The sequence below is a fragment of the Pseudomonas sp. Y5-11 genome (genome assembly GCF_022368695.1).
Classification (GTDB): domain Bacteria; phylum Pseudomonadota; class Gammaproteobacteria; order Pseudomonadales; family Pseudomonadaceae; genus Aquipseudomonas; species Aquipseudomonas parakoreensis.
The window spans coordinates 5861819-5882778 of record NZ_CP058974.1; the positions used below are offsets into that span (position 1 = coordinate 5861819).

Here is a 20960-nt window from a genome sequence, read left to right on the forward strand (position 1 = left end):
GGATGCTTTAACCATGCTGGTTGACCCAAGGCAACTGTGATGAAATGCGACCCCAATCTCTATCGCGCAGCGCCGCCATCACTTGCCGTGAAGCCTCGTCTGATTCGCCATCTGTTTCTGCCGCCGCTGATCATCGTGCTGATGATCGGACTGGGTTACGCCGGTTTCTGGACCAGTGAACATTTCGGCATCCGCAGCCTCAGCGAAAACGGCCAGCGTCAGCTTGAACTGCACGCGCGCACCGTCGAGAGCGAGATCAGCAAATACACCTACCTGCCCAGCCTGCTGGAACTGGAAACCAGCGTCCCGCAATTGCTGGCCGATCCAACCCCGGAACACCGGCAAACGGTCAATGCTTACCTTGAAGGCCTGAACCGGCGCAGCCGCAGTCGGGCCATCTATGTCATGGACACCACCGGCCGCGTGATGGCCACCAGCAACTGGCGCGACGTCGACAGTTACCTCGGTGAAGACCTGTCGTTCCGCGCCTATTTCCAGAAAGCCGTGCGCGGCGAGCCCGGACGTTTCTACGGCATCGGCAGCACCAGCGGCGAACCCGGTTACTACCTGGCCCACGGCCTGGAAGAGCACGGCAAGATCATCGGCGTCGCCGTGGTCAAAGTGCGTCTCGAAGCCCTGGAAGAACGCTGGCAGCGCGCCCGTCTGGAAGCCTTCGTCAGCGACGAGAACGGCATCATCATTCTTTCCAGCGATCCGGCGCGGCGCCTGAAATCGGTGGTCCCGCTGAGCGATGAAACCAAAGAGAAGCTCGCCCGCAGCCTGCAGTATTACTGGTTCCCGCTCAACGAACTGCAACCACTGGCCCGCGAAACCCTGGCCGAAGGCGTGGAGAAACTGACCTTCCCTGCCAACAGCGAAGTGAGCGCCGATGACGACAGCATCAGCTATCTGGCCCAGACCCGGCCACTGAGCGACACACCGTGGAATTTCACTTTGCTCACGCCGTTGCAGGACCTGCGCCGCGAAGCGATCAACCAAGGCATTCTGGTGGCCGTGGCGTTCGCTCTGGTGGCGTTTTTGCTGATTGCCTGGAACGAGCGGCGCAAGGTCATCGCCACCCGCCTCGCCGCCCGCGAAGCCTTGCAGGAAGCCAACAGTCAACTCGAGCGACGGATCACCGAACGCACCGGCGACCTGCGCGCCAGCAACGAGCGCCTCAAGAGCCAGATCCGCGAACGACGGCAAGCCGAAGAAACCCTGCGCCGCGCTCAGGACGAACTGGTGCAGGCCGGCAAACTCGCGGCCATCGGCCAGATGTCGACCAGCATCGCCCACGAATTGAACCAGCCGCTGGCCGCGATGCGCACCCTGTCCGGCAACACCATTCGATTCCTCGAACGCGGCCAGCTCGACGTCGCCAGCACCAACCTCAAGACCATCAATGACCTGATCGACCGCATGGGCCGAATCACTGCCAGCCTGCGCTCGTTCGCCCGACGCGGGGACGACAAGGGCCAGGCCAGTCTCGGCAAAGCGGTGGACGCCGCGCTGCAGGTGCTGGGTGCCAGGGTCGAGAGCGCGTCACTGCAACTGCATCGGCAATTCATCGACGTGCAAGTGCAGATCGACCAGACCCGCCTCGAACAGATTCTGGTCAACCTGATCGGCAATGCCCTCGACGCCATGCAGGCGCAGCCGCAGCCGGAACTGTGGCTGGAGGGTGAAGAATTCAACGGCAAATATCGTCTGCGGGTGCGCGACAACGGCCACGGCGTCGATGCCGAGGCGCGCAAGCATCTGTTCGAACCGTTCTTCACCACCAAACCCGGCGAACAGGGCCTGGGCCTCGGCCTGACCCTCTCCGCGAGCCTCGCTGCCGCCACCGGCGGGCACCTGGGTGTCGAACATCCGGCCAGCGGTGGCACCACCTTCGTCCTCAGTTTACCGTTGGTAAGCCCTACTCCTGCCGAGCCAATATGAACCACGACCTTAGTGTGCTGATCGTCGAAGACGACCCCCATGTGCTGCTCGGCTGCCAGCAGGCACTGACCCTGGAAGACATTCCCTGCATCGGTGTCGGCAGTGCCGAAGAAGCGCTGGAGCAGGTCGGCGACAACTTCGCCGGCATCGTCATCAGCGACATCCGCCTGCCGGGCATCGATGGCCTGGAGCTGCTGACCCGCCTCAAGCAACGCGACCGCAGTCTGCCGGTGGTGCTGATCACCGGTCATGGTGATATTTCCATGGCGGTCGGTGCGATGCAGAAAGGCGCCTACGATTTCATGGAGAAACCGTTCTCGCCGGAGCGTCTGGTCGACGTCGCCCGCCGCGCACTGGAGCAACGCAGCCTCGCCCGCGAAGTCTCGTCGCTGCGTCGGCAACTGGCCGAACGCGACTCCCTCGAAGGCCGGATCATCGGTCGTTCCCCCGCGATGCAGAACCTGCGCGAGCTGATCGCCAACGTCGCCGACACCTCGGCCAACGTATTGATCGAAGGCGAGACCGGCACCGGCAAGGAACTGGTCGCGCGCTGCCTGCACGATTTCAGTCGCCGCCACACCAAGCAATTCGTCGCGCTGAACTGTGGCGGCCTGCCGGAGAACCTGTTCGAAAGCGAGATTTTCGGCCACGAAGCCAACGCCTTCACCGGTGCCGGCAAACGGCGTATCGGCAAGATCGAACACGCCGACGGCGGCACGCTGTTCCTCGATGAAGTGGAAAGCATGCCGCTGCCGTTGCAGATCAAACTGCTGCGTGTATTGCAGGAACGCACCCTCGAACGCCTCGGCTCGAACCAGAGCGTCGCGGTGGATTGCCGGGTGATTGCGGCGACCAAATCCGACCTCGACCAAGCGAGCAAGGCCGGCGAGTTTCGCAGCGACTTGTACTACCGCCTCAACGTGGTGACGCTGGAACTGCCGCCGCTACGCGAGCGCCGTGAGGACATCCTGCAACTGTTCGAACACTTCACCCAGCAGTCGGCGCTGCGCTTCGACCGCGCGTTGCCTGAGCTGGACAACCAGACCCTGTCGAACCTGATGAGCCACGACTGGCCGGGCAACGTGCGCGAACTGCGTAACGTCGCCGAGCGCTTTGCCCTCGGCCTGCCGGCGTTCAAGAAGTCCGGCGCCAGCAGCGGCGGTCAGGGGCTGGCGTTCGCCGAAGCGGTGGAAGCCTTCGAGCGCAACCTGCTCAACGATGCCTTGCAACGCAGCGGCGGCAACCTGACTCAAGCCAGTCTGGAGCTGGGCATGGCCAAGACCACGCTGTTCGACAAAGTGAAAAAATACGGGTTGAGTCACTGATGGATCTGATTCTCAAAGCCGCCCTCGGCGCAGCAGTGGTGGTGATTCTCGCCGCGCTGTCGAAGACCCGAAACTATTACATCGCCGGGCTGGTGCCGCTGTTTCCGACCTTTGCGCTGATTGCCCACTACATCGTCGGCAAGGGCCGTTCGGTCGATGATCTGAAGGCGACCATCGTGTTCGGCATGTGGTCGATCATTCCGTACTTCATCTATCTGGCGACGCTGTACGTGATGGTTGACCGCATGCGCCTGGAGGCGTCACTGGCGGTGGCGGTTGTCGCGTGGTTGATTGCCGCCAGCGTATTGGTCTCGGTGTGGGTGCGCCTGCACACTTGATCCCTGTAGGAGCTGCCGCAGGCTGCGATCTTTTGATCCTGCTCTTTAAAGGCAAAGATCGCAGCCTGCGGCAGCTCCTACAGGGTTGGTATTCAGTTGTTGACGGTGCCCCGAATTGGCATTCAGTTGTTGACGGTGCCCCGAATTGGCATTCAGTTGTTGACGGTGCCGCCCCGGGTTTCGCTCATGATCTGCCGGATCGCTCCGACAAAGGTGTCCACCGGTTGCCCGCCCGTCACCGCGTACTGACCGTTGAACACCACGGTCGGCACTGAGCTCACGCCGCGTTGCAGCCACAGTTGCTCTTCTTCGCGCACTTCATCGGCAAATTCGTCGCTGGCCAGAATCGCTTCGGCACGCTGTCGATCCAGCCCCACGCTTTCGGCAATCTGCGCCAGTTGCGCATGATCGGACGGATTACCGCCATCCGTGAAATAGGCTTTGAACAGCGCTTGCTTCAACGGCAACTGCACCCCCTCAATGCCGGCCCAATGCAACAGACGATGAGCATCGAAGGTGTTGTAGATGCGGCTGTTGCCATCGGTACGAAAGGCGAACCCGACCTCGGCGCCACGGGCACGAATCGCTTCGCGGTTTTTCTGTGACTGCTCCGGGGTCGAACCGTACTTTTCGCTGATGTGTTCGGTGATGTTCTGCCCGTCCGGGCCCATCTTCGGGTTCAGCTCGAACGGCTGGAAATGAATCTCGGCCTGCACTTCATCGCGCAGAATCTCCAGCGCCTGCAACAAGCCATTCAAACCGACGATGCACCACGGGCAGGAAACGTCGCTGACAAAATCGATTTTCAAAGCGGAACTCATCACACACCTCGCGGACAGAAGTCCGAAAGATACACCTGTAGGAGCTGCCGAAGGCTGCGATCTTTTGATCTTCAAAAGCAAAAGATCGCAGCCTTCGGCAGTTCCTACAGAGAATGCCTGCCAATTTGTGTGCGGGCTTGCTCGCGAAGAGGCCCGAATCAACACCCTTAAAACCTCAGCTACAGCAGGTTGCCGCTCGCCGCCGGTTCGATCTGCGCCCAGTGCGAAGTGTCTTCACGATGCGCTTGCAAATACGGCAACACCGCCGCCAGCAACGGTGCCTTGAACGCTTCCTGAAAACGATGGGCCAGCCCCGGAATCAGCTTCAACTGACTGCCACGAATATGCGCCGCCAGATGCACGCCGTGCATCACCGGCAACAGCGGATCCGCCGTGCCGTGCACCACCAGGGTCGGCACCCGCAGTTGATTGAGCAACGTCACCCGGCTCGGTTCGGCGAGGATCGCCATGATCTGGCGCTTCACGCCTTCCGGGTTGAACGCCCGGTCGTAGGCCACCGCTGCCTGATGCAGCAACGCCTGCCGGTCATCCGCGACGGCCGGGCTGCCAAGCGCTGCCAGCAGATCGGCCTGCTGTTCCAGCGCCACTTCGCGATTCGGCGCGCCACGCCGCGCCAGCAGTTGCACCAGCGCCGCACTCGGTGCCGGCAAACCTTCGGCGCCGGAACTGGTCATGATCAGTGTCAGGCTTTCCACCCGTTGTGGCGCCATCGCCGCCAAGTGCTGGGCGATCATCCCGCCCATGCTGGCACCCAGGACGTGAAACTGCTCGATGTGCAGCGCGTCCATCAAACCCAGCGCGTCGTCGGCCATGTCGCTCAGCGAGTACGGTGCCGACACCGGCAATCCGAGCTTGTAGCGCAGCACTTCAAAGGTCAGGTTCGCCTCGGCCGGGGCCTGCCGCCAGGTCGACAGACCGACATCGCGGTTGTCATAGCGGATCACCCGAAAACCCTGCTGACAGAGCGCAACCAGCACCTCGTCCGGCCAGTGAATCAACTGGCCGCCCAAACCCATGACCAGCAACAGCGCCGGATCCGAAGCACGGCCGATGCTCTGGTACGCCAGGCTCACCTGGGCCAGATCGACCCGTTCAGTCGGTACATTGACGTCACAACGCGAAGCCGCCATCGACGGCAGGCCGAACAACAGCGCGGCCAACAGAAAAAATAAACGCATGAAGAAACACCGAAACGCAGAACCCCAGAGCGCGAGTCTGATGAAGTTTGTTCAAGCGCGCTGCCACAGTTGCGTGACAGTTTGATGAAGTTTGCCGAGCGGTCATTCTCCGACAACGAATCAGGCCGTAACGGTCTGTACATCCTCAGCAACAAAACCATTACCCAGCGATAACCATGTACCGCATGGGCTCGTGACAGCGCGCCTCTAATAGGCATGAAAACCGGAATTACCCGGACCGCATGCCCTCTGGAGCCCTGTCGCATGACCCATTCGCCTCCCCTTGTACCAGCCGACTTCGGCCTTGATCAGCGGCTACAACCCAACGTCGATCAGCATCTTCACCTGTTGGCCACGGCGCGCTTGAACGACTGTCACCGGCAATGGCTGGATCTCATGGCCCGGCATCCCGGCCAACCCGAAAGCGCCTGGTGGAGTGCCCGCGCGCCCGGCACTGCGCAGTCGCGGCGTGAGTACGCCCTGAGCCTCTATCACCAGCATTTCGAGGCTGCACTTCAATGGGCGACTGCCGAAGGCAGGCTCGACACCTCACAACGCCACAGGCTTGAGCCGCTTCTCACCCCGTCGAGCCAGGTCGCGGCGGATCTGCGGGTCGCGCAACCGGTACTCAATCGTCTCGATAAAAGCCGGCTGCGCCTGTACGGCACGTTGCTGCTCCAGCTGGAGGAAACGCTGCTGCTTTACCTGCCCGCGCACCCACAACCGTTGCTCCGCTTCGAAAAACAAGCCGACCTTGAGCGCTGGCTGACGGATCAGCAACCGGAGCGACTGCAAGTCTCCTCGCTGGACTTCATCGAATTCGGTAGTGATCCGCTCAAGCGCGGCGTTGAACCACTGCTGTCGGGTTCGCCCGTCACTGGCGACAACGGGATCGCACTCGACAGGTTTTTCCCCATCACGCCCGCCCAGCCGGAGAGCGCCGGACCAAGCATCGATGAAGTTGCGCCCTTCGGCTTGCTGGTGGCCGACATTCCCCTGGATCTGCGCCGGCAGACGCTGGCGCTTGAACAGCGTGCGCTTGACCGCTTGTTTGGCGACGCCGAGCCGAACAGTCCGCAGCGTCAACAACTGGCACAACGACTCGACGCCTTGAGCGAGGCTCAGCAGGCCAGTCATGACGCGGCATCGGCCCTGCTCGACAGCCCCACTCCGCTGACCCTGCTCGAATTACGCCGCCGCTCGAACGAGTATTACCAGGCCCTGCTGCAGGCCCGCATGGCAGGACTGCGCGCGGAGGTCGAACTGCAACGGACGCTGGAGCAACTGTCCGTCGCCGAATATCGGCGAGTCATCGCAATGCTGGACGCACCGGGACACCACCTGCCGCCAACGGAGGGGGTCATCGCCTGCATATCGTTGGCCACTTCAGATGACAACATCAGCGCCGTCGAGGAGCTGCCAGGTGTACTGATCATCGCCCCCCCGGCAGCGCTGGCCCCCGGTTCCACCGACAGCCTGCTGCTTTACTGGCCCGGCGAGTTCGGCGGCCTGCAACGTTTTGCTTCGCGTGCGGCACTGGAGCAGAACGTGTTCAAACGCTCGCCCCACGACGGCGGGCTGGCCCTGCACCTGACACCACTGACCGATGACCCGCTCGCCTGGTCACTCGATCAGCAGCTCTATCAATGCGAACAACAGGCCGCACAGATCCTGCGCGACAACCCGCTGCCCGGCCGTGCCGACGCGCGCCAGGCCGAGATGGAGAAGCTGCGCGAACAACACTTGCCACGCCTGACCGTGCCGATCGCGCAGGCCCGCGAACGGGCATTTGCCGAACGTCAGGCGCAAGATCGCAGCGCTGCGCTGGCCGGCAGCCTGCCCGAGTGGCTCGACAACCTCGACGCGGCGCACCGTACCACGCTCAAAGCGCTGATCAGCCACTACCTCGGCGCCATGCATCGCGCCAATGCGTTGCTCGAACGGGAGTTGCCGTCGCGTCAGGCCTTCGCCGAAAAACGCATCGATGCCCGCTTGCGCACGGACTTCGCACTCAAACAAAGCGTGAGCGTGAGCCTCGATCTGCCCGACTCGACGGTCTGGCAAAAAACCGTGATGGAAGGCGCCGCGTCTGGCACGCCGCAACGCACTGTCCTGACCGCGAGCGACAAGCGCAGCGATCTCGCCCTCGAACAACTGGCACAGCACAACATCGATCAGGCCATGTGGTGGCGTCTGTCGTTCATGCAGGCCAGGATCAGCGCCGAGGACGAAACCGATCGGCAGCGTGTCGAGGCCGGGCTCAACCCGGTCTACTTGCGCAAACTGGTGACAGAGCTCGATCTGCCCGGACGTTACGAAGAACAGATTCGCCAGGTGTTTTTCGGCGCGTCGACAGAACCTGCGTTTCAGCAGGCCTGGCGCCGCGAATGCCTGAGCGAACCGTGGCGGCTGATGCTCCGGTTGCAAGGTGAATGCGCCCTGCTGCAACGGCACATCGACAGTGCCGGCCATGCCGTGTTGCAGGTTGCCATTGATGCGACTTCACCCCAGGCGTATGCCGTTGATGGACAACGCATCGCGCTGCGGCCGGTGCACCTGACGGTCGGTGGCGAAGACACCGCGCATCAGGGACCGAGCACGCTCGCCGGGCTGACGTTCATTGTCGAGCAAAACAGTGGCCTGACCCTGCTCTACCTGCCTGACAGCACCGACGCCCTCTTCCTGCGGCAGTACGAATCGCTGGAGCAGGCACGGGTGGATCTGTTCAGGCGTTGTGTGGACAGCAACATGGTCAATTACCTGGCCGGGCGTGCCGTGGGCGGCGATTTCGCCAGCCATGTCAGTCGCATCAACCAGGCGCAATTGCGCAAGTTCGATGCCCTGATCGGCGTCGGAATGGCCTGGCCGGCGACCACATCGCTGGCCATTCATCTATTGAACGTGCACATGGGCCGGTTGCTGGAGGCCCATCGCAGCAGTTCGCGTTCCAACGATGCGTTGTATCTGGAACGCTGCGCACTGAAATCCGGGGCATTGTTCAACTACCTGAAAATGGCCATCGGCATGGTACCGTTCGTGGGTACGGCGGTGGCCCTGTATGACGCCTGGAACAGCGCCAATCTGGCCGTCGCGGCGTTCTTGCGCGGCGAGCTCGGGCATGGTCTTGCGGAAGTGGAGGCGGTGCTGCTGTCACTGATCGACGCGGCAATGGATGTGCTGCCCGGAACCGTCTCGGCCCCCGCAGCAGCACGTCTGGTCACCCGTCAGCGACAACGCACGGCCCTGGGCGGATTCGCCACGGTGTCGTCGTCCTGGCAACGGGCCCGGCAATGGCTCGACCGCTTCAAGGGTTACGAGTACGAATCCGACATTTCCCTGGCCGGCCTGCACCCGGCCACCCACGGTGTCTATCGCAACGTCTATCGTCACGCCGATGGCGACTTCATTGTTCGTCAGGGGCGCATCTATCGGGTTCAGCTCAGCGATCTGCCGCGTGGCTGGAGGCTTTACGGCACACGGCTGCGCAGCTACAAACAACCGATCGCCCTCGACGACAGCGGCCAGTGGAACACTCACTATGCGGTGCATGGCACTGTAATGGACGGTGGCGGTGCTGGCGGCGGCGCGGTACTCGGACATCTGGCCGACGGCCTGGAACCGCTTTGGCCTGCACCGATCCGCCAGTGGTTACCGCGCTGGTGGACCGATCGGCAACTGCGCCGGCAAATGACCCTGACCAACACCGCCGACAACTACACCCGCCGCCTCGATGCTCAGACCCGCGCCACCAACCAGTTGCTGGAAAACTACCAGAACCTCGATCTTGCCGGGCGCAAGCCTCTACAGACAGCCGTTGACGCAGCCTGCCTGAATGATATCGACGTCGCGATCGCCCAATACGACAACCTTGTCGAATTGCTGCCCCTGAGCCACGGCCGCAAACGTCTGCAGATTGAAGCCATCCAGAGCCGCTGCGCCTGGATCGTGGTCGACCGCGCCGTGCAGCGCGTCACCGTTGCCCGCGATCGCTTGCTGGAGCACTTGAACCGGATCGACGCACTGGTCGCCGAGTCCGATGCTGTCCCCTCCGACCAGACCGCTGTCCATATCACACTCATGGCCCGGCGCAAGCGGGTGCGCGAGGATTTCCTCAAGGAGTTCGATCAACTGCACGCGATCACCGAGCAGGCCAGACTGTGGAACAACCGCATCAGCAACCGCGCGCAGAAAGCCCGGATGGCGAAGGACATGGCCGCTATCAACCGCAACCTGGGAGACAACACCCATCACTACCTGAGGACTGCGCATCTGCTGGAAATCATTACCCGCTACGACGCGGTCACTGACCTGTCCTGGGCGTATTTCCATACCCAGCTCAAAGACGCCCGGGTCAAGGTCGGGCGCGCGTTGCTGACCCAGCATCACCTGCCAGAGGTCAGCGCCAGCGTGGTCCAGCACAATCGGATCCTCGAAGATTGCCTGCAGATCTATGCCGGTTTTCGTCGTCAGCTCAACGCCTGGATGCTGGGTTATGCACAGCATCTGGATCTGGAACAGGTCGGCTTGTTCCTCGAGGGGCTGACCCAGGTCGAAGCGCAGGCGCGGCACGCGATCAGGCACCGTGCGCCAATCAAGCCGAAAGAGCCTGGCGGCAAGCAACTGTTCGAAACCGAGGACAACCAGTTGCTGATCGGCACGGAAAGCATCGACGCCGGCACCCGGGAAAAACGCATCACCATCGAAGGCATCGACGGGTTCCGCGAAACCTGGCTGCCGCGCTCCAGTGGCAAATACCATCTGCAAGTGCGCACCGCCCCGACGGCAGCAACGTTGCCGACTGACGTTCAGCCGCTGCTGGTCGAAGCGCGCAGACGTCTGGCAGCTGTTCCGGCCTACAGCAACAAGGTGCAGGGCTATGCCCGCCAGGACATGCTGCCGGTAGATCTGGAACACATGTTCAACAGCGAAGCGACGGAGTTGAGCATCCGTGCCCAGGCCATCGAGCGACTGTCGCCGACCGAACCGGTGGTACTGCAACTGCACGACAAGGCCCGCGAACTGCGCCGTACCGGTCGTACGCTGCGCATTGATCAGTCACTGCGCAGCAAGACGCCCACCGAAGGCTATCTGGATTATCTGCTGCAACAGCAAGTGGTGGACATCCGCCGCGAAGGTCCGCTGCGGGCACTGGGCAAAAGGGCTGACGGGCGCAAGGATTTCCTTCAGGAATACGCCGTGCGCGACCTCACCTCCTCGCCGCCGCGCACGCTGTGGTACGCGCACTTTCACTACACCTCGGACAAGGTGCCGTTCGCTGACTTCGTCAAGGCGCACCTGAAATTGCCGGAGCAACGCAACCTCGGCCTGCAATGGCAGCAGGTTCAGGCCGCCAGTGGTGCACAGGTCGAGGCGATCTGGCGCGGCGATATCGGTAAACCGCTGGGTATCCGGCATTTCGCAGAGCTCTAGGGCAAAAAGCAGCGGGGCATGGCGATGCCCCGCTTCTGCTCGAATGGTCGACAGCACTGTCAACATGAGACAAACTCACCGCCTTTGAATTTGTCACAAGTTTTCCTCATGGGGCCAGCCGTGCTTGAAATCCGTCATCTGAAAACCCTGCATGCCCTGCGCGAGGCCGACAGTCTGGTCGATGCCGCCGACCGTCTGCACCTGACCCAATCGGCGCTGTCGCACCAGTTCAAGGAACTGGAGGAGCGCATGGGCATGCCGTTGTTCGTGCGCAAGACCAAACCGGTACGCTTCACCAGCGCCGGTCTGCGCCTGCTGCAACTGGCCGACGCGACCCTGCCGCTGTTGCGCGCCGCCGAGCGCGACATCAGTCGTCTGGCCGGCGGCACCGCTGGACGCCTGCACATGGCGATCGAATGCCACAGCTGTTTCCAGTGGCTGATGCCGACCATCGACCAGTTCCGTGACGCCTGGCCGGAAGTCGAACTCGACCTCGCCTCGGGTTTCGCCTTCGCCCCGCTGCCAGCGCTGGCCCGCGGTGACCTGGATCTGGTGGTGACTTCCGATCCGCTGGACATCGCCGGCATCACCTACGTGCCGCTGTTCACTTACGAAGCGATGCTCGCAGTGGCGAACCAGCATCCACTGGCGAGCAAACCGTACATCGTTCCCGAGGACCTGCTGGCTGAAACGCTGATCACCTACCCGGTGGAACGCGACCGGCTGGACATCTTCACCCGCTTCCTCGAACCGGCCGACATCGAACCGGCGCAGGTTCGCACCTCTGAGCTGTCGGTGATGATGATGCAACTGGTCGCCAGCGGCCGTGGCGTGTGCGGCATGCCGCACTGGGCACTGCACGAATACAGCTCGCGCGGCTATGTGAAAGCCAAGCGCCTGGGCGAGAAAGGTCTGTTTGCCACGCTGTACGCGGCGATCCGCGCCGACATGCTCGATGCGCCGTACATGCGCGATTTCCTGCTGACCGCCAAGGACACCTCGTTCTCGACGCTGGATGGGGTCAGTGCGGTGCGTTGATTCACATCCACTTGTGAGCGCCGGTTCAGTGTGGCATCAGAGTTCGCGCCACATGTGAATCTTGTCGAAGTAGTCTTCACCCACCCGCACCGCCAATGGCTCCAGGCCGAACTGGATGAAGCCGCAGCGCTGGTACAGGTTGAACGCGGCGTCGTTGCCGGCGGTGACGGTGAGCTGGAGGACTTTCAGTTCGGGATGGGTTTGGGCTTCAGCGATGGCAGCCTCGACCAGCTGATGGCCCAGGCCGTGCTGGCGAAAATCGGCTGAGACGTACAGGCCGAACAAGGTCGACTTGTGGCGGGCCTTCTCTCGCGGTTCGAACGCCAGGCCGACGATGCCGGCCAGTGTGCCTGCCTCGAACGCACCGAGCACCACATCCAGCTTGCTGGTCAGCCGCGCTTCCCACCAGCTCAGCGGCATCACCGCGCGCTCGCGCACGCTGGAGGTGAAGGCCTGCGGATGGCGGTCGTAGGCTTCGAGCATCAGCTCGCGATAAGCCAGCGCATGGCTGGCGTCGAGGCGTTCGATCCACATGCTCAGGCGGTCCTGCGTTGTTCAAGCATCAGGCGCACCGCCAGACCGGCGAGTACAAACCCCATGAAATAACGCTGCAGCGCCAGCCATGTCGGGTTGCGCACGAACCAGGAAGCAATGCCTGCCGCAAACAGCGCGATCAACAGATTGACGCTGAAACTGACGCTGATCTGGGTCAGGCCGAGGAGGATACTCTGGGTGAATACCGAGCCGTGTTCGGGGCTGATGAATTGTGGAAACACTGAGAGGTAGAACACCGCAATCTTCGGGTTCAACGCACTGGTGAGAAAGCCCATGGTGATCAGTTTGCGCGACGAGTCCGGGGGCAATTGCTGCGCCTCGAACGGCGAGCGCGCACCGGGTTTGAGCGCTTGCCAGGCCAACCACAACAAATACAGCGCACCAGCCCACTTCAGCACCTCGTAGGCCATCGGCACCGCGAGAAACACCGCGCTCAAACCGGCAGCCGCGGCAAACATGTGCACGAAGAAACCACCCACCACACCGAGCAACGACGTAACCCCGGCCTTGCGTCCCTGACAGATCGAACGCGAGATCAGGTAAATCATGTTCGGCCCCGGCGTCAGTACCATCAACAACGCGGCGGCGGCGAAGATCAACAGGTCTTGAAGCGGGATCATGGTGGACATCCTGTGCGTGGGGGATCAGGCGATCGCGGTCAGCGAGTGGCGATAAAACGGCAGGATCAGGTCGCGTGTCAATGGCGCCAGAACGACAGCAGGATCACTGACCGGATCGACCCAGAGCACTTCCTCGATTTCGGCAGCGGGCGTCACATCGGCGTCGATTGTCAGCTGAAAAATCTCCGCCTGCACCACAAACCCCGGCTCGTTGGCGGCCGGCGCCGAGAACTGGCCGAGAAAAGACGCCTGCGCCGGATCGATCGTCAGCCCGAGTTCTTCTTCCAGCTCGCGGGCCAGCGCGTGCACCGGCAACTCGTGCGCTTCGATCTTGCCGCCCGGTTGCATGAACGCCGTGGTGCCACGCTTGCGCACCAGCAGGGTCTGGCCTTGAGGGTTGAGCAACAGCGCAGCGGCGATGCGGATCACGGCGGGCATTTCAGTGGAAAAATTCGACATGTAAGACAAGCCTTTGGCGCAAAAACGGCAAGCATCACATGCTTGCCGTTACCGAGCAAAGTCACTGTTGGAGATCTTACGTCGCTTCCTGAAAATCCATCTCCGGCGGCTGCCGCCGAAAGCCGCCAGTGAGCACCGCCAGATACACCACGCCAATCGCCAGCCAGCTCAAGCCCAGATACACCGCCAGATGATCAAGGCTGACCATCAGCCACACGTCCGCCAGCAGCCCGATGAACGGAAAGATCAGAAACAGCACCAGCTCACGCGGGCCTTTTTTCTCTCCACCGATCCAGTAATGAAAAATCACCGACAGGTTGACCAGGCTGAACGCCAGGAACGCACCGAAGTTGATGAACGAGGTTGAGGTGGTCACATCGAGTTTCAGCGCCAGCAATGCCACGACCGCACACAGCAGGATGCTGTTGACCGGCGTGCCGAAGCGCGCATGCAAGGTGCCGAAAAACGACTTGGGCAACACGCCATCGCGCCCCATGGCAAACAGCAAGCGCGAACCGCTGGCCTGGGCCGACAGCCCCGAAGCGAACTGGCCGACGATCAGGCCGATGAGGAAGATCGAGACGAACAGGTCGCCGCCGATGTTGCGTGCGATTTCATAGGCCGCCGAGTCGACGCTGTCGAACTGGAACGATGGGTGGGCGATCTGCACGAAGTACGACACACCGACGAAGATCAGCCCGCCGATCAAGGTGATCAACATGATCGCCCGTGGAATGGTGCGGCGTGGGTCGCGGGTTTCTTCGGTCAGCGTACTAACCGCGTCGAAGCCGAGGAACGAATAACAGGCAATCGCCGCGCCGCTCATGATCAGCGGCATTTGCATGTCACCGTTGAAGAACGGTTTGATCGACCACAACGGCGTGCGCGCATCACCGCCGACGTAGTGCACACACAGCGCGACGAAGGCGATCAGCACCAGAAATTGCACCAGCATCAGCAAGGCATTGATGCCATTGGCCAGTTTCAGGCCAACGATGTTGATTGCGCTGGTGATGCCGATGAACGCCAGTACCCAGATCCACTGCGGGATCGACGGGAATGCCGAAGCGAGGTACGCCGCGCCGATCAGCCAGATCGCCATCGGCAGAAACAGGTAATCGAGCAACACCGCCCAACCGGCGATGAAGCCGAGCCTGGGGCTGATCGCCTTGCGCACGTAGCTGTAGGCGGAACCGGCAAGCGGGAACGCGGCGGCCATGCGCCCGTAACTCATGGCGGTGAAGAACATCGCCACCAGTGCTGCCAGGTACGCGGCCGGGACCATGCCGGCGGTGGATTGCGCGAGGATGCCAAAGGTGCCGAGGACAATGATCGGCGTCATGTAGGCGATGCCGAACAGCACCACCGACCCTAATGACAGGGTGCGTTGCAAACGAGCCATGGGCGACTTACTCCGAATGTTATTGGATTTATGGCAGAGCCGAGTTCGGCGAATGTTTCGGGTGTGGCTTTGTTGTTTTTTGGATCAAGCAGTTGTGTGGTCTGGGCTGGCCTCTTCGCGAGCAAGCTCGCTCCCACAGGGGGACGCGGTCAATGTGGGAGCGGGCTTGCCCGCGAAGGCGTCAGTCCGACCGACACAGAATCCCGATCAGCACGCAGGAATCAGCAACTCACGCCGTCCGCACGCGTGCTCCACCACCTCCCCCGGCAGCTTCAACCGCTGATCATCCAGATAGCGGTAATCCTGGCGCGCGACCTGCAACCGGTCGAAATCCAGTTCGACGCTGAACGTCCCTTCTTCGCGCCCCGCCTCGAACAGCAACGTCCCCAGCGGATCGACCAGCGCACTGCCGCCGGCAAACATCAAGCCGTCATCCCCGGCCTCGACACGATTGACCATCAGCGCAAACGCCTGGTTTTCCTGAGCACGGGCCATGATCGCGGTGCGGTGAGTCGGGGCGTACGGGTCCATGTTGCCGTTGGTCACGATCAGCAACTCGGCGCCCAGTTGCGCCAGTGCGCGGGCGGACTCCGGGAACTCGATGTCGTAGCAGATCAGCAAGCCGACGCGCACACCGTTCCACTCGCAGGTGGCGTAGCGGTCGCCGGCCTCGAACACGCCGCGATCCGACGCCCAAAGGTGGGTCTTGCGGTATTTGAGGGCGATGCCTTCGGGGGTGATCAGCAGCGTGGTGTTGTAGAAGCGACCGTTGTCGTTCTCAGCCATGCCGATCACCACGGCGATGTTGTGCTCGCGGGCAGCGGCCAGTACCGCGCGGACGGTCGGGCCATCCAGCGGCTCGGCGATCTGTGCCACGGTGTCGGCCGTCGGGAAGCCCATCAAGTGGGTTTCCGGGAATACGATCAGTTGCGTGTCGGCACCGCACGCGGCAATCGCCGCGAGGGCGCGTTCGAGGTTGTATGCGGTGCCATTGTCACGGCCCGCCAGTTGGGCGAGTTCGACTTTCATTGCGAGTCCTTGTGGGTCAGGGCCGGGCGCTGAAAGATTGCCCGGTGGCTGTCTGTGGGCCAGTATGCGCAGCAAGCAACCGGCAGGGAATCACGCGGCCGGGGTAACCCGATAGGGGTAGATTCATGACCGTTTCGTTTGATGACATCACTTGGCACCGCGCCGTCGGGCAGTTGATCGATGCGCTGGACAAGCCGAATTTCTGGGCACAACTGGTGCGTCTGCTCGACCAGTACGTGGCGTTCGATAGCTGGGTGGTGTTGCTGTTCAGTGCCGATCAGCACCCGCAAGTGTTCGCCGAATGCCCCGCCGAGGACGGCAGCCCTGACCCGCTGTTTCAGGATTATCTGCGCGGGTTGTACTTGCTCGATCCGTTCTACATCGCCTGCCGCGAGCAGTCGCGCACCGGGCTGTATCGCCTGTCGGAGGTGGCACCGGAGCATTTCGAGCTGACCGAGTATTACCAGCGATACTTTCGTCTGAATGTGGTCGCCGACGAAATCCAGTTCAATTGCCAACTCGAAGGCGAACGCACGCTGTGCCTGTCGCTGGGCAGTGAACAACGTTTCACTGGCGAACAGATCGCTTTGCTGTCATTGATCCAGCCGTGGGTGCTGGGTCTGTTGCGCCAGCGCCTGCCGTACGAAATCAACGAAACCGTGGCCCTCGCTGCCGCGCCTGCACCGGCCGACTGGCGGGTGCAACTGGAAGCATCGGTGCAGCAACTCAAGGGCGCGCAACTGACTGCCCGGGAACTGGATGTCGGGCGTTTGATGCTCAGCGGTTGCTCCAGTAAAGAAATCGCCCGTAAGCTGGAAATCTCCGTAGAAACCGTGAAAGTCCATAAGAAACACATGTACAGCAAGCTGGGGATCAAATCCCAGTCGGAGCTGTTTTCGATTTTTCTCCAGGCGCAGAACGCCTGATAACGCGTGGAAATGCTTTCCTGTGGGAGTTGATTTGCTGTGGTGAGGGGATTCATCCCCGATGGGCTGCGCAGCAGCCCCAAGTCTATGCATGCGGTCTTTCAGTTACACCGCAGTGAATGGTTTTGGGGCGGCTTCGCCACCCATCGGGGATAAATCCCCTCACCACAATAAATCTCATCAACAGGCCCGCCTGCTGTCACAGGTTTGCAAACCATTGAGTCCGAACCAGGGAAACCGTATGAGCCTGTCACTCCTGAGCCGCTACGCCTTCTTTGCCGTCTGCGTGATCTTCACCCTCGCCAGCCTGCCCTTTCTCGAACACGACTGGCTGTGGCCGATCACCGCCGTCACCGGCGTGCTGAGCCTGCTCGGTCTGTTCGACCTGCTGCAGAGCCCGCACGCGGTACGCCGCAACTACCCGATCCTGGGCAACATCCGCTATCTGGTCGAAGGCATCCGCCCGGAGATCCGTCAGTACCTGCTTGAATCCGACAGCGACGCCCTGCCCTTCTCCCGCGCCCAGCGCTCGCTGGTCTATTCGCGGGCGAAGAACGAAACCGCCGACAAACCCTTCGGCACGCTGATCGACGTCTATCAATCGGGCTTCGAATTCATCGGCCACTCGATGCGCCCGGCGCCATTGAGCGACCCGAGCAGTTTCCGCGTCACCGTCGGCGGCCCGCAATGCACGCAGCCGTATTCGGCGTCGGTGTTCAACATTTCGGCGATGAGCTTCGGCTCGCTCAGCGCCAACGCCATCCGCGCGTTGAACCAGGGCGCCAAACTCGGCAACTTCGCCCACGACACCGGCGAAGGCAGCATCAGCCCGTATCACCGCGAACACGGCGGCGACCTGACCTGGGAACTGGGCAGCGGTTATTTCGGCTGCCGTACCAGCGATGGCCGTTTCGACCCGGAACGCTTCGCCGCCCAGGCGCAGAATCCGCAGGTGCGGATGATCGAAATCAAGATGAGCCAGGGCGCCAAACCCGGCCACGGCGGGATTCTGCCCAAGCACAAAGTTACCCAGGAAATCGCCGACACCCGCGGCATCCTGATGGGCGAAGACTGCATCTCGCCGTCTCGCCACAGCGCGTTTTCCACGCCGATCGAAATGATGCAGTTCATCCAGCAACTGCGCGAACTGTCCGGCGGCAAACCGGTGGGCTTCAAGTTCTGCCTCGGGCATCCGTGGGAGTTCATGGGTATCGCCAAAGCCATGCTGGAAACCGGCATCCTGCCGGACTTCATCGTGGTCGACGGCAAGGAAGGCGGCACCGGTGCCGCGCCGGTGGAGTTCACCGACCACATCGGCGTGCCGATGCGCGAAGGCCTGCTGTTCGTGCATAACACGCTGGTCGGCCTGAACCTGCGCGACAAGATCAAGCTCGGCGCCAGCGGCAAGATCGTCAGCGCGTTCGACATCGCCAGCGTGCTGGCCATCGGCGCCGACTGGGCCAACTCCGCGCGCGGCTTCATGTTCGCCATCGGCTGCATCCAGTCGCAAAGCTGCCACACCAACAAATGCCCGACCGGCGTCGCCACCCAGGACGCCCTGCGTCAACGCGCCCTCGTCGTCCCGGACAAGGCCCAGCGCGTCTACAACTTCCACCGCAACACGCTCAAGGCACTGGCAGAAATGTTGGCGGCGGCCGGTCTTGAGCATCCATCACAACTGTCGGCCAAGCACCTGGTGCGGCGCATGTCGGCGACCGAGATCAAGCTGTTCTCGCAGCTGCATGTGTTTCTCAAGCCAGGTGAGTTGCTCACGGGCGAGGTCAATGGCGAGTTCTACTCGCGGATGTGGCAGATGGCCCGGGCTGACAGTTTCGAGCCGCAGGAGGTGGCTGCGGCTTAAGGCCACCGGTCGCGACTGACGCGGTGTTGACGCTGAACAGGTAGGCCGCCGCCGAGCCGCTCCACAGCGTCTGCCGCGTTTGCCAATCGCCGCTGAACAGGGTGCGGAAGTGATCGGGCGATTCCAGCGGTATCCACCAGACTCGGTGCCGGCGGCATTGCACCAGCGCCGGGTCATGGAAATAGATCCAGCGCTTGGCGAGCGGGATCAGCGCGTAGCCACCGCCAACCGAGGAGGCGAGGAACGCCGGGAACGCCGTGCGCACATGAAACCGCGGCTCAATGGCGCTGGTGTTGTAGTAGAGAAACGGCAAGTACGAAATCAGCGAGTCGAGGACGATGTCATCGCCGGGCTGGGCCTCGCGTTCGATCTGGCTGGCCAGCCCATCCAACCGGTAGTCCCGGCGCATCTCGGTGCCATTCATGCCATCGGCCTGGCGATAGACCATCGCCAGACCGTAGCATTGTCCGACGACCACCAGCACGAACAGCGCCATGGCCGGGCGCGGGTATCGGCGTGCCAACGAGTCCAGTGCCACGGCGATAAGCAGGGGGATGCCGGGGGCCGCGAACACCAGATAGCGCGCAAGAAACAGCGGCATGAACAGCGCCAGGACAAACAGCGAGATCGTCGGAATAAAAAAGTAGCCGAGCAGCAACGGCCGGTAACGCCGTTCGCCGATGCCTTGCGCCACGATCAGCGTTGCGCAGAGCACGATCAGCAGCGAAGGCGCCAGCCGCCACCACGACGCGGGTGCCACGCGCGGCTCCATCAACATGAATTGCCAGGGCAGCCCCAGTGCAGCCTGCACGGTCACAGGCTCGATCCACGCCGCGACACCGGCGGACAACTGTTCAAGCAGATTCGGCAGCCACGGCACAAACAACAGCACAATCGCCGCGTTGGCCAGGCACCACGCGCGGGGTGAAAGGCTCGCGGCGTGATCCGCTCGCGCCCGCCACCAGAACAGCCAGTGCACCAGTACGCAGCCCGCGGCGAAATAATGCGTGTAAAACGCCGCGCTCATCAGCAACACGTACAGGCACGGCCAGCGTTTTTGCCCGGGTGTCCGCGCCCAGCAGACCAGCGCCACGGTCGCGGCCATCAGCCAGAATCCGAGCAAGGTGTACATCCGCACTTCCTGGCTGTAGCGCACCGAAACGGGCAGCAGCGCCAGCAACAGTGCCGCCATCCAGGTCGCCCGCCGCGTGGCCACCAGACGCATCAACTGGATGCCGAGCAACACGCTGCCAACGTCCGCCAACACGCTCAAGCCCCGTGCCGCCCCGGCAGAATCGCCCCAGGCCATGCCCCAGTAATGCAGCAGCACGTAATACAGCGGCGGATGCACATCCAGTGCGGTCAACGCCCAGATGCGCGCCGGCGTTTCTCGAGCCAGCAGCACACTGTAGGCCTCGTCATACCAGATCACGGGGACAGTAATGGAGTAGAACCGCACACACAGCGCGATAATCAGAACTGTCGCCAGAGCCAGCTGATCGGCCCGCACTGAAACATTCGCGTCTTTGAAAAAAGGTGCGGCTACCCAGAGTTTCATGTCCGTTGTCCTCGAAACAGCACGAACCGGAAAAAGCAGTACCCCAACATCAGGTTCAGCGCGGTAAACACTGTCACCGTCAGCAGCCCGCCCCAGTCGCGCGTATCGGCAATCGCGCCGATACCGAAGCTTGTGCCCCCCAGCAGTGCGATAAACAGCACGTAGCCGAGCACCCATGTCTTGCTGTCGAAGGTGTAAAGCAGGTTCACGTAAAACGAGAACGCCGCCACGCAGAATGCGGCGAAGTTACTGGCTGCCTGGGTCAACCCGATGGCGCTGCACAGGACGAAAAAAATCTGCCAGTGGATAAGTGCATCAGCGATGCCAATCACTGTCAGCGCAGGAAATCCTTTCATTACGGTTCCTTGCCATGGCTTGGTCCGGCTGACTTTCGAAGCTAGGGCAAGGCGCTTGAGTGGTCTACTGTCAGAAATTACAGGTGCGGGATGGATTGCGAC

At 62.1% G+C, this 20960-nt stretch carries 16 protein-coding genes; 7 read left to right on the forward strand and 9 right to left on the reverse strand.

The window, feature by feature from the left end; translation table 11 throughout:
- The first annotated feature begins 39 nt into the window (after positions 1-39).
- The 3 genes from HXW87_RS26355 to HXW87_RS26365 are packed head-to-tail and all read left to right on the forward strand — an operon-like array spanning position 40 to position 3604.
- On the forward strand, positions 40-1941 hold the full coding sequence (locus HXW87_RS26355) for a sensor histidine kinase (RefSeq protein ID WP_047296219.1): 1902 nt from the start codon (positions 40-42) through the stop codon (positions 1939-1941).
- A 44-nt stretch (positions 1942-1985) separates the two neighbouring features.
- Entirely contained in the window at positions 1986-3266 is a 1281-nt protein-coding gene (locus tag HXW87_RS26360) for a sigma-54 dependent transcriptional regulator (protein ID WP_230679393.1), read from the forward strand.
- An 8-nt stretch (positions 3267-3274) separates the two neighbouring features.
- A complete protein-coding gene (locus tag HXW87_RS26365; protein WP_179295015.1) occupies positions 3275-3604 on the forward strand; it encodes a GlpM family protein in 330 nt (109 codons plus the stop codon).
- A 152-nt stretch (positions 3605-3756) separates the two neighbouring features.
- Here HXW87_RS26365 and HXW87_RS26370 read toward each other — a convergent pair whose 3' ends face one another.
- On the reverse strand, positions 3757-4425 hold the full coding sequence (locus HXW87_RS26370; protein WP_239778020.1) for a DsbA family oxidoreductase: 669 nt from the start codon (positions 4423-4425) through the stop codon (positions 3757-3759).
- Between the two features lie 179 nt (positions 4426-4604).
- Positions 4605-5624 carry an alpha/beta hydrolase gene (locus HXW87_RS26375; protein ID WP_239778021.1) on the reverse strand — a complete coding sequence of 340 codons (1020 nt, stop codon included), beginning with the start codon at positions 5622-5624 and terminating at the stop codon, positions 4605-4607.
- 264 nt (positions 5625-5888) lie between these two features.
- Here HXW87_RS26375 and HXW87_RS26380 point away from each other — a divergent pair, with 264 nt between their 5' ends.
- Together HXW87_RS26380 and metR are read left to right on the forward strand one after the other, a co-directional pair.
- Entirely contained in the window at positions 5889-11054 is a 5166-nt protein-coding gene (locus HXW87_RS26380) for a DUF6543 domain-containing protein (RefSeq protein WP_239778022.1), read from the forward strand.
- Positions 11055-11174: 120 nt separating this feature from the next.
- Complete coding sequence (gene metR, locus HXW87_RS26385) at positions 11175-12092, forward strand: transcriptional regulator MetR (RefSeq protein ID WP_239778024.1); 918 nt, start codon at positions 11175-11177, stop codon at positions 12090-12092.
- Between the two features lie 36 nt (positions 12093-12128).
- Here the strand turns inward: metR and HXW87_RS26390 are convergent, their stop codons facing one another.
- From HXW87_RS26390 to HXW87_RS26410, 5 genes are all read right to left on the reverse strand, one after another.
- Positions 12129-12626: a GNAT family N-acetyltransferase gene (locus HXW87_RS26390; protein ID WP_047296233.1), complete on the reverse strand. Its 498-nt coding sequence runs from the start codon at positions 12624-12626 to the stop codon at positions 12129-12131.
- Positions 12627-12628: 2 nt separating this feature from the next.
- Positions 12629-13267, reverse strand: a complete 639-nt coding sequence (locus HXW87_RS26395) for a LysE family translocator (RefSeq protein WP_041068320.1) — start codon at positions 13265-13267, stop codon at positions 12629-12631.
- 24 nt (positions 13268-13291) lie between these two features.
- Positions 13292-13726 (reverse strand): NUDIX domain-containing protein, encoded by a 435-nt coding sequence (locus tag HXW87_RS26400; protein WP_182402295.1) that lies wholly within the window; start codon positions 13724-13726, stop codon positions 13292-13294.
- 76 nt (positions 13727-13802) lie between these two features.
- The gene (locus HXW87_RS26405) at positions 13803-15128 is read right to left on the reverse strand and encodes an APC family permease (protein WP_239778025.1); all 1326 of its coding nucleotides are present in this window, start codon (positions 15126-15128) and stop codon (positions 13803-13805) included.
- Between the two features lie 207 nt (positions 15129-15335).
- Positions 15336-16157, reverse strand: a complete 822-nt coding sequence (locus HXW87_RS26410) for a carbon-nitrogen hydrolase family protein (protein WP_239778026.1) — start codon at positions 16155-16157, stop codon at positions 15336-15338.
- Positions 16158-16282: 125 nt separating this feature from the next.
- Between HXW87_RS26410 and HXW87_RS26415 the strand changes: the two genes are divergently transcribed.
- Both HXW87_RS26415 and HXW87_RS26420 read left to right on the forward strand, forming a co-directional pair.
- On the forward strand, positions 16283-17083 hold the full coding sequence (locus HXW87_RS26415; RefSeq protein ID WP_041068300.1) for a LuxR C-terminal-related transcriptional regulator: 801 nt from the start codon (positions 16283-16285) through the stop codon (positions 17081-17083).
- Positions 17084-17324: 241 nt separating this feature from the next.
- A complete protein-coding gene (locus tag HXW87_RS26420; RefSeq protein WP_145594724.1) occupies positions 17325-18944 on the forward strand; it encodes an FMN-binding glutamate synthase family protein in 1620 nt (539 codons plus the stop codon).
- Here HXW87_RS26420 and HXW87_RS26425 read toward each other — a convergent pair.
- Together HXW87_RS26425 and HXW87_RS26430 are read right to left on the reverse strand one after the other, a co-directional pair.
- Positions 18865-20502, reverse strand: a complete 1638-nt coding sequence (locus HXW87_RS26425) for a glycosyltransferase family 39 protein (RefSeq protein WP_239778027.1) — start codon at positions 20500-20502, stop codon at positions 18865-18867. The genes HXW87_RS26420 and HXW87_RS26425 overlap by 80 nt on opposite strands.
- Complete coding sequence (locus HXW87_RS26430; RefSeq protein WP_239778029.1) at positions 20499-20858, reverse strand: polysaccharide synthesis protein GtrA; 360 nt, start codon at positions 20856-20858, stop codon at positions 20499-20501. Before HXW87_RS26430 ends, HXW87_RS26425 begins: the two co-directional genes overlap by 4 nt.
- Positions 20859-20960: the final 102 nt, after the last annotated feature.